This window comes from Thermopolyspora sp. NPDC052614 (genome assembly GCF_040678635.1).
Lineage (GTDB): Bacteria > Actinomycetota > Actinomycetes > Streptosporangiales > Streptosporangiaceae > Thermopolyspora.
Genome location: NZ_JBFATZ010000014.1, coordinates 1 through 14,537, shown reverse-complemented (window position 1 = coordinate 14,537; position 14,537 = coordinate 1). Strand labels below are relative to the sequence as shown.

At 64.9% G+C, this 14,537-nt stretch carries 13 protein-coding genes, 1 tRNA gene and 2 pseudogenes; 7 read left to right on the top strand and 9 right to left on the bottom strand.

Features of this window, described 5'->3' with window-relative positions; genetic code table 11:
• The first annotated feature begins 104 nt into the window (after positions 1 to 104).
• From AB0K60_RS26270 to htpX, 3 genes are all read left to right on the top strand, one after another.
• Positions 105 to 317 (top strand): hypothetical protein, encoded by a 213-nt coding sequence (locus AB0K60_RS26270; protein ID WP_364060346.1) that lies wholly within the window; start codon positions 105 to 107, stop codon positions 315 to 317.
• A complete protein-coding gene (locus AB0K60_RS26265) occupies positions 314 to 1,963 on the top strand; it encodes an NADH-quinone oxidoreductase subunit N (RefSeq protein WP_364060343.1) in 1,650 nt (549 codons plus the stop codon). Before AB0K60_RS26270 ends, AB0K60_RS26265 begins: the two co-directional genes overlap by 4 nt.
• A 92-nt stretch (positions 1,964 to 2,055) precedes the next feature.
• Positions 2,056 to 2,910 (top strand): zinc metalloprotease HtpX, encoded by an 855-nt coding sequence (gene htpX / locus AB0K60_RS26260; RefSeq protein WP_364060340.1) that lies wholly within the window; start codon positions 2,056 to 2,058, stop codon positions 2,908 to 2,910.
• Positions 2,911 to 3,009: 99 nt separating this feature from the next.
• Here the strand turns inward: htpX and AB0K60_RS26255 are convergent, their stop codons facing one another.
• Both AB0K60_RS26255 and AB0K60_RS26250 read right to left on the bottom strand, forming a co-directional pair.
• Positions 3,010 to 3,546, bottom strand: a complete 537-nt coding sequence (locus AB0K60_RS26255; protein WP_364060337.1) for a pyridoxamine 5'-phosphate oxidase family protein — start codon at positions 3,544 to 3,546, stop codon at positions 3,010 to 3,012.
• A gap of 283 nt (positions 3,547 to 3,829) precedes the next feature.
• Positions 3,830 to 4,318, bottom strand: a complete 489-nt coding sequence (locus AB0K60_RS26250; RefSeq protein ID WP_364060334.1) for a YajQ family cyclic di-GMP-binding protein — start codon at positions 4,316 to 4,318, stop codon at positions 3,830 to 3,832.
• 147 nt (positions 4,319 to 4,465) lie between these two features.
• Between AB0K60_RS26250 and AB0K60_RS26245 the strand changes: the two genes are divergently transcribed.
• Positions 4,466 to 4,550, top strand: a tRNA-Tyr gene (locus AB0K60_RS26245).
• 452 nt (positions 4,551 to 5,002) lie between these two features.
• On the opposite strand, the gene AB0K60_RS26240 is transcribed toward AB0K60_RS26245, so the two are convergent.
• Genes AB0K60_RS26240 through AB0K60_RS26230 form a run of 3 tightly spaced genes read right to left on the bottom strand, consistent with a single transcriptional unit; the run spans position 5,003 to position 7,718 of the window.
• Entirely contained in the window at positions 5,003 to 6,130 is a 1,128-nt protein-coding gene (locus tag AB0K60_RS26240) for a site-specific integrase (RefSeq protein ID WP_364060331.1), read from the bottom strand.
• Positions 6,127 to 6,318 (bottom strand): helix-turn-helix domain-containing protein, encoded by a 192-nt coding sequence (locus AB0K60_RS26235; protein WP_364060328.1) that lies wholly within the window; start codon positions 6,316 to 6,318, stop codon positions 6,127 to 6,129. Before AB0K60_RS26235 ends, AB0K60_RS26240 begins: the two co-directional genes overlap by 4 nt.
• Positions 6,315 to 7,718: a replication initiator gene (locus tag AB0K60_RS26230; RefSeq protein WP_364060848.1), complete on the bottom strand. Its 1,404-nt coding sequence runs from the start codon at positions 7,716 to 7,718 to the stop codon at positions 6,315 to 6,317. Before AB0K60_RS26230 ends, AB0K60_RS26235 begins: the two co-directional genes overlap by 4 nt.
• 46 nt (positions 7,719 to 7,764) lie before the next feature.
• On the opposite strand from AB0K60_RS26230, the gene AB0K60_RS26225 reads away from it, so the two are divergent.
• Positions 7,765 to 8,790 (top strand): hypothetical protein, encoded by a 1,026-nt coding sequence (locus AB0K60_RS26225; protein WP_364060325.1) that lies wholly within the window; start codon positions 7,765 to 7,767, stop codon positions 8,788 to 8,790.
• Positions 8,791 to 9,037: 247 nt separating this feature from the next.
• Here the strand turns inward: AB0K60_RS26225 and AB0K60_RS26220 are convergent, their stop codons facing one another.
• Positions 9,038 to 10,375 carry an ATP-binding protein gene (locus AB0K60_RS26220; RefSeq protein WP_364060322.1) on the bottom strand — a complete coding sequence of 446 codons (1,338 nt, stop codon included), beginning with the start codon at positions 10,373 to 10,375 and terminating at the stop codon, positions 9,038 to 9,040.
• A 135-nt stretch (positions 10,376 to 10,510) separates the two neighbouring features.
• Between AB0K60_RS26220 and AB0K60_RS26215 the strand changes: the two are divergent.
• Positions 10,511 to 11,397: pseudogene (locus AB0K60_RS26215) on the top strand (transposase).
• 616 nt (positions 11,398 to 12,013) lie between these two features.
• Here AB0K60_RS26215 and AB0K60_RS26210 read toward each other — a convergent pair.
• Positions 12,014 to 12,196 (bottom strand): annotated as a pseudogene (locus AB0K60_RS26210) (IS256 family transposase); the annotation flags it as partial.
• A gap of 18 nt (positions 12,197 to 12,214) precedes the next feature.
• Positions 12,215 to 12,553, bottom strand: a complete 339-nt coding sequence (locus AB0K60_RS26205; protein ID WP_364060320.1) for a hypothetical protein — start codon at positions 12,551 to 12,553, stop codon at positions 12,215 to 12,217.
• A 333-nt stretch (positions 12,554 to 12,886) separates the two neighbouring features.
• Here AB0K60_RS26205 and AB0K60_RS26200 point away from each other — a divergent pair, with 333 nt between their 5' ends.
• A complete protein-coding gene (locus tag AB0K60_RS26200) occupies positions 12,887 to 14,347 on the top strand; it encodes a helix-turn-helix transcriptional regulator (protein ID WP_364060317.1) in 1,461 nt (486 codons plus the stop codon).
• On the opposite strand, the gene AB0K60_RS26195 is transcribed toward AB0K60_RS26200, so the two are convergent.
• Positions 14,313 to 14,393, bottom strand: coding sequence for a hypothetical protein (locus tag AB0K60_RS26195; protein WP_364060845.1), 81 nt, complete (start codon positions 14,391 to 14,393; stop codon positions 14,313 to 14,315). The genes AB0K60_RS26200 and AB0K60_RS26195 overlap by 35 nt on opposite strands.
• Positions 14,394 to 14,537 lie beyond the last annotated feature (144 nt).

Genomic DNA, 14,537 nt, shown 5'->3' with positions numbered 1-14,537 from the left:
CAAATCGTTGGTGCTGTGGGGGTGCGGTTGCGTACGAGTTGGTCGCCTGGGCTGTCCTGGTGGTGCTGATGAGCCGTGCTGGCGATCGTGCAAGGGGTGATCCCGTGACCGACCCCGACGTGTTCACCTGTGCGGCCGCGATGCCGCCCGCCACGTGCGCCCACGGTCTCGGCGACTATTGGGCGGAGTTGCGCGCCAGGGGTCTTCCGGGTCCGCACTGGACCCGGAAGACCGTCGCACCGCCCGGCGGGCCGCGTCGCAGGGAAAGCGATCTTGTGCACGACCTCGGCATCGAGCGGGCGGAGGGCGTCGAGTGATCCAATCAATCGACTACTACGCGATCGCGGCACCCCTGATCCTGGCGGTGACCGCCGGAATCGTCCTGCTGCTCGGCGCGTTCCTCCCCTTCGACCGGCCGCGCCGTCGAGCGGATCTCCCTGCGGCCACGGTATCCGACGCCGGCTCGCGGGTCCGGGCGGGTGACTCCGCCGACGCGATCGCCGAAACCCCTGGCTCCACCGGTCCCGCCGGCGCATCCGGACGGGCACCGTCCAGGGCCACCATCCTCGGCGGCGTCACGCTCGTCGGCGTCCTGGCCGCGCTCGGCGTCATCGCCGCGCAGGGGGCGCAGGGCGCGGTGCGCCGTACCTTCTGCGTCCCAGCCGGGCTGAACGGCGGAGGACCCTCGGCCTGCTCATTCGTGATCGACGGTGTGACGCTGGTCTTCGCGGGCGTGATGCTGGCGTCCGGCGTCGTGATCGTGCTGCTGTCGATGGGCGAGATCGCCAAGGGCACCGTGCCCGCCGGCGAGTGGTACTTCCTCCTGCTGTGCACCCTGACCGGCGCGGTCCTGCTCCCCGCCTCCCGCGACCTGATCATGCTGGTGGTCGCGCTGGAACTGGTGTCGCTGCCCGTGTTCGCGCTGGCGGCGCTGCGTCGCCACGACCCGCGCGGCTCCGAGGCCGCGCTGAAGCTGTTCCTGGTCTCCGTGGTCTCGACGGCCGTCACGCTGTTCGGGATCTCCCTGCTGTACGGCATGAGCGGCACCGTCTTCCTCGACCGGCTCGGCGTGGCCACCGAGCGTGCCGAGTTCGGCCCCAACCTGGGCCTGATCGTGACCGTGCTCGTCGTGGCGGGTTTCGCGTTCAAGGTCGCGGCCGTGCCGTTCCACTTCTGGGCCGCCGACGTCTACCGGGGCGCGGCGATCCCGGTGGCCGCGCTGCTGTCGGTGATTTCGAAGGCGGCGGGGTTCGCGGGCCTGATCCTCCTGCTCACCACCGCCCTCGGAGCCCGCGCCGCGCTGTGGACGCCGGTCGTCGCCGTGCTCTCGGCGCTCACCATGACCGCCGGGAACCTGCTCGCGCTGCGGCAACGGCAGGCCGTACGGCTGCTGGCCTGGTCGTCGGTCGCCCAATCCGGCTACATCCTGGCGCCGTTGGCCGTGTGGGGCACGGGCCGCGGCGCCCCGGCCGCCGCCTCGATGGCGTACCTGGTGTTCTACGCCGCGATGAACATCGGGGCGTTCGCCGTGGTCATGCTGGTCGCCCGGGGATCCGCCGACGAGGGCGGGGACGCGATCGACGACTACCGGGGGTTGCTGTTTCGCAGGCCCGCCGCGGCGCTGTCCCTGGCGTTCTTCCTGATCTGCCTCGCCGGGCTGCCGCCGGGAATGGCCGGCCTGTTCGCAAAGATCGTCGTCTTCCGGGAGATCGTCGACGGGGGAGCGGGGTGGCTCGCCGTCGTCATGGCGGTCAACACCGTCGTCGGCCTGTACTACTACGTCGGCTGGGCGGCCAGGCTCTTCACCGCCGAGGCACCGGGAGCCGGGCGCGAGCCGTACGGTGGCCGGGGACGCCGAGCCGGACCCGTCGGCGTCGCGATCGCCGCGACCCTCGCCGCCGCGGTCCTGTTCTCGGTCGCGCCGCAGGTCGTGTTCGGGATCCTCCCGTCCGCTGTGGGCTGATCACTCTGGGGAACGTTCAACCACGCCACATGCGTTGACATTGGTGGGCAGTGCAATCGGGCATTGCTGCCAAGCACCGCGAAGGGGGAGGCGTGCACCACAACGGTCTGCGTACCGCGGTTCTCCTGGGCGCTCTTTCCGCGCTGATCCTGGCGCTGGGGGCGTGGCTGGGAGGCGGGTCCGGCGTGCAGATCGCGATCGTCGTCGCTCTGCTTGCGAACGGCATCGCCTATTTCTTCTCCGACCAGATCGCCCTGTCCGCCATGCGGGCGCGGCCGGTGAGCGAGGTCGAACAGCCCACGCTCTACCGAATCGTCCGCGAACTCTCCACGCAGGCGCGACAGCCGATGCCCCGGCTGTACATCTCACCGACGATGCAGCCCAACGCGTTCGCCACCGGACGCAACCCGAGAAACGCGGCGGTCTGCGTCACCCACGGCATCGTCGGCATGCTGGACGAACGTGAACTCCGCGGCGTCATCGCCCACGAGCTGTCCCACGTCTACAACCGCGACATCCTGATCTCCTCCGTGGCGGGCGCGCTCGCCACGATCATCACCTACTTCGGCTACATCGCCGTCTTCTTCGGCGGCTCGTCCGACGATGACGACGGCCCCGGCCTGCTGGGCGGCCTGCTCATGATGATCCTCGGCCCGGTCGCCGCCGGCATGATCCAGATGGCGATCTCCCGATCCCGCGAGTACCAGGCGGACGAGTCGGGCGCCCGCCTCACGGGCGACCCGCTGGCGCTGGCCTCGGCCCTCCGCAAAATCGAACTGGGCACCCGCAGAATCCCGCTCCCCGAGGACGGCCGCATCGCCTCGGCCTCCCACCTGATGATCGCCAACCCGTTCCGCGGCGTGGGCATCGGCCGCCTCTTCTCCACCCACCCCCCGACCGCCGACCGCGTGGCCCGCCTGGAGCGCATGGCCGGCTACCGCCGCTGACCACCCGCCACAACCCCACCGAACGCCCATCACGCCGCGCCGTGCCAAACCCACCGGCGCGGCGTGATCACGTCAGAACCGCGTCGATCTCCTCGGAGGTCAGCGCCGGCAGCCCGTCGATGCTCCGGCTGTTGTACTTGGCGCGATAGTCCCGCAACTGCTGCGCACTCTTACGCCCCGCCGACTGGTCCAGCAGACGCGTTCCTTGTCCAGGCTCATGAGCGGCACGGCGTACCCGCACGAGTCTGCGATCCGCTCACACTCCACCACGATGATCGACCGCACCCCCGGATGCGCCCCGAACCGCGCGAACAGCCCGTCCCACTCCTCATCGCCGGGCATGACCACCCGGCCGGTGCCGTACAGCCGCAAAATCTTCGGCGGCCCGGAGAAGGCGCAGAACATGATCGTGATCCGCCCGTTCTCCCGGAGATGGGAGATCGTCTCCACCCCGCTCCCACCGAGATCCAGATAGGCGACGGTCGTCTCATCGAGCACGGCGAACGTGTCGGCGAGCCCCTTGGGCGAAACGTTGACGTGCCCACCCTCACGGGGAGCCGTACCGACGAAAAAGACCGCTTGTTCCTCAATGAAGGCCCGCAGCCGATCCGTCAACGCCTCATAAACCTTGCCCACTTTGACCTCCTTTGCCCGATATCTCCGACGCTACCCGAGCAGAGATCAACGAGCACGAGGTGGCTCAACCCGCGAGACGCCGCCCACCAGGCGATCAAGACCATGAACGCGGTCCCCAAGCCGCCGACACGGGGCACGCCACGCGGGGAGCGGCCGGGGCACAGGAAAACGCACATCCACACGGACGATGCCGCTCACCCATGTGCCCCGGATGCCCTCCACAGCCTCCCAGCGCCACCCAACGCGCTGGAGACCGCACGGCAGTCCAACGCCGCCGTCGTGACTACCGGTAGTTCACAAACTGCAGCGCGATGTCCAGATCCTTGCCCTTTAGCAGCGAAATGACCGCCTGCAGATCATCCTTCTTCTTCGAGCTGACCCGCAGCTCCTCCCCCATGATCTGCGCCTTGACGCCCTTGGGCCCCTCGTCGCGAATCATCTTGGAGATCTTCTTGGCGTGCTCCTGATCAATGCCCTCCTTGAGGGAGACCATGATCCGGTACTCCTTGCCAGACAACTTGGGCTCACTCGGATCAAGAATCTTCAGCGACAGCCCCCGCTTGACGATCTTGTCCCGCAACACGTCGAGCACGGCCTTGGCCCGCTCCTCGCTGTTGGCCCTGATCTCGATGTCCTTACCCGACCAGGCGATCCCCGCCCCGGTCCCCTTGAAGTCGAACCGGTGCCCGACCTCCTTGACCGTCTGGTTCAGCGCGTTGTCGACCTCCTGCCGGTCGATCTTGCTAACGATGTCGAAACTCGAATCGGCCATCGGTATTGAGTGTCCTTCCTAACGCTCTCCCCGACCCTACCGATCCCGCCCGCCCCGGGTGCAGATCACCGCCCCACGAACGGGTGTCACGTACACCCCGGAAGTCCGCTATCCTCTTACCTGTCACCGCGCCAAGCGGAACGACAAGGCAGGTTGCCCGAGTGGCCAAAGGGAGCGGTCTGTAAAACCGTCGGCTCAGCCTACCCAGGTTCGAACCCTGGACCTGCCACCAGCGAATTCGCAGCTCAGAGGCCCTAAGGGGCCTCTTTTGCTGTCCGGGCCCATGCGGCCGTCTGTCGATGATCGTGCAATATACGTGCAATGATCTTGGGCGCGTTTCCGCAGGTCGCGCCGCGCTTTTCGGCATCGTAGGGGTGACGAGACGAGCCGCCGAAACGGCGAAGGGTCCCGGCCGGCTTCTGGGACCCTGTCTGTGGTGATCGCGACTCACGCCGCAAGGGCGTCGTCAATCCTCCGATTGGCGATCTCCTGTTGGCCGTCGAGGCACTTGGCGTAGACGCGCAGGAGGACGTCAACGCTGTGCCCGGCCCGCTCGGCCACGTCGGGGGCCGGGACTCCTGCGTTGAGCCAGAGGGAGACGGCCGCGTGCCGCAGGTCGTACGGCCGACGAGCCAGGGGAGAGGCGACCTGGGCGGGGGTGAGGGCGAGCTTGCGGGCTTCCTGTCACACCTCCGTGTAGGCCGTCGAGGCGATGACCCCGCCGCGCTCGCTTCGGAAGATCCGCCCGTCCGAGCCGACCCCGAACTCTTCGATGTGTTGCCGAAGGATCTTCACCAGGGCCGGAGGGATGGGCACCGGCCGTACGTCGTCCCGGCCCCGGTGCTTGAGCCCGCGTTCCTCGTGAGCGTCGCCGCTGTCGGTCCACTGGGTGTTGACCTCTGGGCGCGACACGTCGACGAGGAGACGCCCCCAGCCGGTTGCCGGAAGATGGCAGTCCTGCCGTCGAAGGGCGACGGCCTCAGCCGGCCGAAGCGCGGCGTAGTACATGCAGGCGAACAGGGCCATGAGCCGCCGACCCCGGCCACGCTTGCCCACGTACGTCACGGCGGTCAACAACTCCTTGGCCTGCCGCGGATTCACGACCACGCGAGGGTCTACGGTCTCGGTCGTCTTCGGGGGCTTCCACTTGACCTTGTGGAGCGGATTGGACGGCAGCTCTTCCAGCTCGACGGCGTACTCCAAGACCGCATGGAGGACGGCCCGCTTCCGCCTGGCGGTGTTCGCGCTGGCCGCCTGGCCGTCGAGACGAAGCGCGAGTGCGTCGAGGGCAAGCCGTACGGTCTTCGTCTCGTTCAAATCGGCCAGGTCGAGGGACGCACCTTCGAGCCAGCGGATCGCTCGCGCCATCTCCGGGGACGGCTCCGGCCTCTTGTCCGCCGGGATGAGGGCGCACTTGCGGAGCGCGGTCTGCAGGGTCTCGGCGTCAGGGCGGCCCGGACGATCTTTGGTCAGGGCAGGGAGCACGGTGGAGAGCGCATCAGAGATGCTGTCGCGCGTCTTCGCCGCAGCGTGGGGCCACTTCATGTCGATGTAGGCCCGGACGAAGTCGAAGACGGTCCGTGCGCTCTTGGCCTTGAGCTTGGAGGCCGGTAGGCCGCTCTCGACATCGAACGGCTCTCCCCGCTTGGCCGCCTGACGGAGGTCCGACAAGAAGCTCTCGGCGAGAGCCTTGGTCCGGTAGGTCTTCGAAGACCGCTTCCCGGCCACCTGCCAGCGCACGACGTAGGACGGCGCCTTGCTCGACTTGTTCCGGTAGGTCTCGAAGAACTTCACGTCATAGGAGGTCTTCACGCAGCCTCCCGCAGGCTTTCCAACCAGGCGTCGAACTCGCTGCGGTACCCGCGGATCTCCCCGTTGGGGAGCTTGAAGCCCTCGGGAGCCTTGCCGATCTGGCGCCAGCGGTAGAAGGTGCGGCGGGAGATGCCGCCGAGCGCGTCGAGGATTTCGGGGACTGTCATCAGCTTGTCGTCTTTCTTCATGCCGCCCTCCCTTCAGTTGCCGAAAGATCTCTGCCGTCTGCCTCGGCTTCGAGCCGGGCGAGGTGGTTGAGCCAGCGTTGGCGTTCGTGGACCGACCGCAGGAGCCGTACGCCGATGGGGGCGAGGTCGGGATCACCGGGCTTGACCGGCCGCCAGATGTAGCGGTGGGGGTCGGCCGGTTCGTCGGGCAGGCCGAGGGCTTCCAGGACCCAGGTGCGGCGGTCCTGCTTGTGCTCGGTGAGGGTCTTGTTGGACCACTTGCGGGAGACGAGGACGCGGCGGCCGGCGTAGCCGAGGTGGTCGGGCTTGTGTGCCTTGCCTCTGCACCGCCCAGGGGCCATGCCGGGTTTGGCGCCCTTGGGCTGGATGCCGTAGCGCAGCCAGTTCGGGCACGTGGGCGAGCACGGCTCGAACCGCAGAGCCTCCAGCAGCCGTTCGGCGTGCGCTTTCCGGCGCGGGTCGTCGGTGCCGAGCGCGTCCCCGAGGCTCTTTGTGAGGTACTTGGACAGGTACCGGATGAGCTGGTCGGCGTCCGGGGTCCCGGCGAGGACGCTCTGTATGTCGAGTCGGTCGCCGAAGCGCAGCACATGCAGGGGTTGGGCGTCCTCGTCGGCGTCAAGCTGGTCGAGGGCTTGCTCCCAGGTGGGCAGGACCTCCCCGATGTCCGGGTCGAGGTAGCCTGCCCCGTCCTCCCACACCGGCAGGTGGTCACCCTCGAACCGAACGGTGTCCGTGGGTGGCCACCACACCTGGTGGTAGGTGGCCGCGACGATCTGCCGCAGCTCCGCCCTGGGGAGGGTGCCGCGGTTCGCCATGTGCAGGTGCGGGGCGAGCCGCTTTTGCGGTTCGACGGTGGCGAAGTACTGCACATCGAACCCGGCGACGCGGCGGAGGTTCTGCACGAACCGCTCCACGAGCTTGGAGAAGTGCAACGCGTCGCGGGCCGCCCGCGTGTAGTCGTAGGCGTCCGGGTCGACAGGGACACCCTCCAGCACCCGCCCGTAGGAGGGCAGGGTGAGCGTGACGAACATCGACGGCCGATAGGTTCTGCCGCCAGAGCCGGTGAAGGTCCGCCCGAGCGTGGTCTTAGCCATGCGCCGCCTGGGCAGGTCCGGGGCGTCCTGCCGCCGCTTGGTGGACCGGGTGCGCTTGCCGGAGACTCGGCCGAGGACGTTGCCGCGCATCCCCGCGCGGTTGATCTCCTCATCCAGCTCCATGATGGCGGCGTCCAGGTCGGTGGTGTCCCCGCCGGCCTTCTCGACCTCGTCCCGCCACGCCTGAGCGTCCGCGCGCAGCTCCACGAGATGCCGCTGATACTCATCCGGGGTGTCGGGCAGGTTGATGGGTTCGTGGTCGAGGTGCCAGCCTTCCCGGCATTGCGCCTGCGCTAAACTTCTAATGATATCACTCTTATATGCAATGTCACACTTTCAGATGGGGGCCCACTTGATCAACAGTCTATTTCCGTCAATAAAACTGCATATCGGCTATGGCGTAGCGACATGGTCACCCTCGGACGACGGCCCTGAACATAATATTCGCGCCCACAAAGATAGGATCATCAATGTCAGCAAGCTGACGTTCTTCAGAGATCACGGATGCCTTTATTTGATCGTCTGGAATGGATCGCGACATGAAGTCACGATTAGTGATTGGCGTCTTGTTAGTGACAGCGGAGGGGTCATGTTTGTTGATGGAAACCCCGAAGCCTTTAGGATCGATCCGAAGGATCACGCGATTATCGCGCTGCCCGGATTCACCAATAGCGCAAGAAAGAGCTCTCACCTGTGGAGGGCCGAGGTGTTTCTAGGAGAGCCAACCAAGGCTATTCGGTCTCGCCAGAAAATTCTAGTCCCACCGCAGACTAAATGGGGCGGGAAGGGGGTAGTTGGCCTTATCTATAATCCATCTCAAGTTAGAAAGAACAGAGAGATAGCTCTCCTCGCGGAGCAGATCAGCGCCCAACTGAGAGATAGTACGACTTTCTATAGGTCCAGCTCAAATAGCTATGAAGAAACGCGAAGCAGGCTAGAGACATTTAAGCATTTTATTGAGATGCAGGGCGGCTTCAAATTGCTGCATCGGAACGAACTCGACAGCCTCAAAGAGGAAGACGTCCAAATTCTTTTCCAGGCTGTGTGGCATGGGACGCCATACGCTGTTAGCCGCGAGGTGAATAACGGTCGCGGGCCAGTGGACTTCGCCATTAGTATGGGTGCGCACGACAAATGCCTGGTCGAATTCAAACTCGGCAGCAACACTAGATTGCGGCACGGACTGACCCATCAGGTAGAAATATACAAAGAAGCCAATAGAACAAACTGCGCATTTTTGGTAATTATCTACGCAACCCAACAAGAAGAAAAGAGAGTCAAGCGTCTATTGCGCGAGCTGCAGCTAGAAGGGCGGAAGGATATAGTACTTATCGATGCTCGCCCTGATAACAAGGAAAGCGCATCACGATCAAAGTAGATAGAGATCTCCTGTGTAGAGCAGCACCTGCCGCAGCCTGCAAGCTCCAACACTTCACACCAGCGTTGCCGAATTACGCTTTTGAGTATCAAGGGCGGCGCTCCGCGCCGCCTCGCGCCCGGCACCCGACCGCACGCTGCGCGTGCGGCCTGGGAGGCCGTTCTCGCGCACGGTCGGTGCCTGGCGCCACAACTGGTCATCATAATCACACAATTCCGTCAAGTGAGTGACTGAGCTGAGTCAGCCGCTATCTGTCCGCATGTAGCCACAGATCGAGCTGATAAGCTACCTGCTTCGACCTTGCGTACAGATCATCATCTGCAATGATCTCGTCCAGGGCAGCCTGTGCTGCCTCAGGATCAGCATATAAGTCTTGTATAGGGATTCTACGTGAGCCGATCCTAACAGTCCTTGCGCCGACCATACGACCGTGGCGGAGAAAGTCCTCTCGATCCGTCGCCTGACATACGCGACGAGCAGCCGACCGATCTAATAGGTTTTGGAGCATATCCGTTCGCTCATCCCAAAAAAAGGCTGCAACCAGGTAGGGCAGCGTATCACGGGCAGGATACTTATCACGCCGAATCTGTTCAGCGACGAATTTCTTAAGCTGTCCGCGGTCTACTAGGGACGCCCAGTAACAAGGAAGCGCTCTCGTATCGAGCGCTGAAAGCGTCAGGAAGATCCCGGCATCAGGTGGACAGCTTATTTCTGCACGCCTCAGATACCACCGCCGGAGGGTGCCGGGCTGCACTCGGTGATCCGGGTCCGCATGAAACTGACGAAGCTGATTTATCACCTCTGCGTTGGCGCTAACCAAGGGAAGGTCCGGCAACATAGCTTCTGTTAAGGGGATGGCTTGGGCGTCCTCACTTGGACCAACGATCGTGACAGGCACCCCTTGGCCGGCAGCCGTTAAAACGTAACCGCTGCTTGCACCGGGCGTTTGTGCAATTAGCTGCGTAGACGCTGGCAGGTTAGCTACCTTCTCTACACGGGCAAGGAACGCTCGCACTCCTTTGCCGAGGATCCTGTGAAGAAGCGCATCTATATCTCCCTGTCGTGCAGGTTTAGTCGCACTGTCTCGGCGAGTGTAAACTACTCCGGCTCGCGCAACTATCTCTTGTGACCCTCCTGGTTTGTCTACAGCTACATCTTTGTCGAATACAAGGAGCCCCGCGCCTGCATGAACGAAAAGAAAACCATAACGCTTTGAATAGTAGGAGCACTCAAGATAGGCAGTCCGCGCGGTGCCGTTCAGGTGGTAGCGCCGCGCTTTATTTCCTATGTTCGTCGGATCAAGAGTCGCGGACATAGAAGCCGCTAATCCGATACGTGCACCGTCATTGTTGATTCCAAAAATCAAAACACCGCCGCCTTTGTTGTGCATAGCGACGATGTCCTTGATGAGTGCAGGCCACGATTTTGGATCATTCTGGAATGTAGATTTCAGATCGACATTGTCTTCCTCGAGTCTGGCAGCCTGGCGCCCGAACGAACGCACTAGTACATTGAGAGCATGCTCGTTGGGTAAAATTTCCTGCTCGCAAAAGTTCCGGATTATCTGATTAGCTGATTCGCTCACTTCACTGCCGCCGAATAAAGTTGAGCAATGCTTGAGACCTGTGGATCGGCCGGGAAGGGGTGTACCTTCCCGGTGATCGTTTGAGGTCTCTCACGCATGACCGACGCGCCAACGTCGGTCGGGAAGGCCCACCCGATGCTCACCGTAGTCCCTGATCCCGCCGACGGCGACCAGCCTGTGGCAGACAACCCGGTTTCCTCCTCACTGATCGACGAGATCGTCCGGGAGGGCGCCCGGCGGATGCTCGCCGCCGCCCTGCAGGCGGAGGTAGACGCCTACATCGCCGCCTTCGCCGACCAGCGGGATGACAACGGTCACCGTCTGGTCGTGCGCAACGGCTACCATGCCCCGCGCCAGGCGCTCACCGCGGCCGGCACGGTCGAGGTCCGCGCGCCGCGGGTCAACGACAACCGTGTCGATGAGGTCACCGGGGAGCGTAAGCGCTTTTCCTCGGCGATCCTGCCGCCCTGGGTACGGTAAGACCCCTCAGGTCGCCGAGGTGCTGCCGCTGCTGTATCTGCATGGCCTGTCCTCGGGAGATTTCGTCCCGGCTCTGGGGCAGTTCCTCGGCTCCTCGTCCGGGCTGTCCGCGCCGGTGATCACGAGGTTGACCGAGCAGTGGAAGGCTGAGCAGCGCGCCTTCGCCGCTCGGGATCTGTCGGGTGTGGACTACGTCTACCTGTGGGCTGACGGGGTGCACGTCAATGTCCGGCTGGAGGAACACCGTTTGTGCCTGCTGGTGATGATCGGGGTGCGCGCCGACGGCGCATCTGCGCACGACCAACCCGATCGAGTCGACATTCGCCACCGTGCGGCACCGCACCAAGGTCACCAAAGGGCCCGGATCGCGGGCGGCCGGGCTGGCCATGGCCTTCAAGCTGATCGAGTCGGCCCAGGCCCGCTGGCGCGCGGTCAACGCCCCCCACCTCGTCGCCCTCGTCCGCGCCGGAGCGACCTTCATCAACGGCAAGCTCGTCGAACGCCCCGACGACCAGCCCTCACCAGCAGCCGCAGCCGCCTAGGAACTCCTGATCCACCGGTCTTGACGATTACTCAATAAAGTTGCCGTTTGGTGTCACTACTCGTAGTTTCGATCCTTGCTGGCGCAAGCATCGCCGCACCGGGCGTATCCGTGCTACCGGTCGCCTGGGCTTCATCCTCCTCGCTGCTCAAGTGTCCCGGGCGGGACCGCCGAGTCAAGGGCGCCTACGGCGTCGCTTCGCGATCAGCTTCGCTGACCCTTGACACGACGGTCCCGTCCTGGGAATCGGCAGCTACGAGGAGGATGGGGGAGGCACAGGAGACAGGGCACCGCATGGTGCGCTTACGCACCGGATGTTGGTCGGTCCGTCGTGCAATATGCGTGCAATGATCTTGAGGGCGGCAGCCGTGCGACAGAGAATCGCCACAGGTCAGGGAGCACGTTCGGCCGGAAATGCTGACGCGCTGTAAAACCGTCGGCTCAGCTTACCCAGGTTCGAACGCCACCCCGAGCCCACGTCTGTCGCCGGTCCGCCAAACACCTGGCAATGATCTTGGGGGTGTTCCCGCAGGTCGGCCAGATATTTGAGCTCCGTACAAGCCAGGCTCGAGCAATCGCCAATACCTATGGATCAAAATCTTGCAGGCGGCCACCGAGGATACCTCGTCGGGTCGTTCGACGAGCTTGCCTCCCTCGAACGTCGCGCCGGCGCGGACCAGGGCGACCAGTTGGGGTGCGTTGATCGCGCGCCGGCGGGCCTGGGCCGCCCCGATCGGCTGGAACGCCATGGCCAGCCCCGCCGCCCGCGAGTCGGGGCCCTTTTTCGATAATTGCTCCCGGCTCGCCGAGGTCGTGCGCTAGGCGTCTCCCGCCAGGTACGGCGGACGGGGGTAGTGCTGGCGCAGTTGCCCATACCGGTGAGCCACCCGGCGCGCGGTGGTGACGATGTCGGAGGCCGGGGCGAAGGCGTAGACCGGTCGCCCGCTGGTCGAGTTACGGCCCGAGCGCCAGCGGAACCAGCGGCCATCGGTCCACACGACCAGTTCGAACCAGACCAACACCAGCGCCAGCCCGTACCCCTCGTGGACATCGGCGGCCACGCCGTACTGCTCCAGCTCTAAGCGCAGCCGCTCGGCACACTGGGCAGCGGTGAGGGCCAGGGGGCGACGGCCCGCCACGAGCCGATCGCCGCTCACGACGCCACTGTCCCACGGCCCGAGCCCGAGCAGTCGAAACACTCGACCGTGGACAGTTCCACGATCACGCCGTCAAGCCGGTACTCGGCATCCGCCGACGCCCGCCGAACGAGCCGCCAACCCTTCCCCCGGCAGGCTCCGCACCTCTCCGTCTCCGTAACCATGGGGCAAGGGTCGTAATTGCAGGTCGCTCAACCCATCCCGCGCCGATATTCCGGCCGGGCATGCCGATATCTCTTGACGGGTTAACCCCAACCCGGAAGCTTGGAATACAGGAAGTCAAGCAGACGCAAGGGGAAGCGCCTTATGCCCGCAGAAGCGGCGGAACGAGTCATGATCCCGCCTGACCTCTGGGAGCGCCCTGAAATGCTTGACGCACTAAAGAAACGGAATATCGGGCAGGTTTTCCGGCTTATCAGGAAATATGCGGGCGTGAGTCAGACCCGCATCGGTATTGCCGTGAACCTCAGCCAGGGCAAGGTCAGCGAGATCATGCGCGGAAACGCGCAGATTACAGCGCTTGACGTGTTCGAGCGGATCGCCGATGGACTGCGCATGCCCGACCCGGCCCGGCTCGCTCTCGGACTCGCCCCCCGCTCGCCCGGCCGTACCCAGATCATCGACGCCGCCTCATCCCGTCGCGCTATCCCCTCTCGGGATGGGATGCCAGCGAGTCAGCTCCTTAGCGTCGAAGGCGTGGTGATCGGCCCGCGTCCAACTGATGGCTTGTGGGATGTCGACCTACTGACGCTGGCCTGGCTAGTGGGAAGGCTGGATGCCCGGATGGACCGACGAACGATATTGCTCCTCGCGGCCGGAATGACCGCCGAAACCGCGGCCTCCATCGCGGACCCCTGGGAACGTCTTTCCCGTGCGCTCAGGGGACCGCAGATGCTCGACGACGACACCATTGAACGGCTCGAAGCGCGAACCATCGGCTTCCACCGGCTCGAATACATCATGCCTGCCCGAGCCATCTACCAAGGGCTGACGACGCACATCAACGAGCTGAGCACCCTGCTTCAAAGCGGCCCGCCCGAGCGCTACCGGCGCCGCCTGGCGGCAACAGCCGGCGAAGCCGCAACGCTGGCGTCCTGGATCGCCTGGGACCTCAAGCAGCTCGCACAGTCGGTCTCATTCGAACGCGTCGCCGCCCTGGCCGCCAAGGAGAGCGGGCACCGCGTCATCCAGGCGTGCATCTACGCCTATCGGTCGTACGCCACCACCGGCCCCGAGGCCGTCGAGCACATCCGATGCGCCCAGCAGTTCCTCCCAGCCGAGGGAGACGACGCGACCCGCGCATGGTTGCTCGCCCGCGAAGCCGAAGAGCTGGCCGCACTCGGCGACGGCCAGGCCGTTGAGCTGTTGCAGCGAGCTGAGGAAGCCCATACCCGAGCCCGGCCCCACCGAGAGCGCGCATGGACCCGCTTTCTCGACGCCGGACGCATGGCAGCCTTACAGCTCTCGACCTACGTACGGCTCGGCGACGAGCAGCACGTGACAGAGGCCGGCCAAGCCGCCCTTGCTGCTCTCGGCCAGGACAAGGACCAGAAGCGCGTGTCCGTCGTCTACGCCGACATCGCACAAGCACAGCTCCAGTTCGGCGATGTAAGCGAGGGAGTCGCCTACGCCCGCCGCGCACTCGAAGCAGCCCAGCGCACCGAATCCACCTGGGGCATGCAGCACCTCGTTGAGGTGGAGAAGGCCCTCGCAGCCCGGCCCGACCAAGCCGCCCGGGAACTACTCGGCGACATCCGCGCTACTCGCCGCGCTCTGGGGACGTCTCCCGCCTGATCCAGTCAAGGTAATCCGGCGTCCCCTGGACGATCGGGACCGCCACGATCTCAGGCACCTCGTACGAGTGCAGCTCACGCACACAGGCCGCAAGGTGTCAACGGACGCGCGATAGTGACCCCGCGCGGTTCCGGGAAAATTAACCCCCCGGCATTGGTCAGTCGCGGCTGGCCCGGTTCTCCTTGGCCAG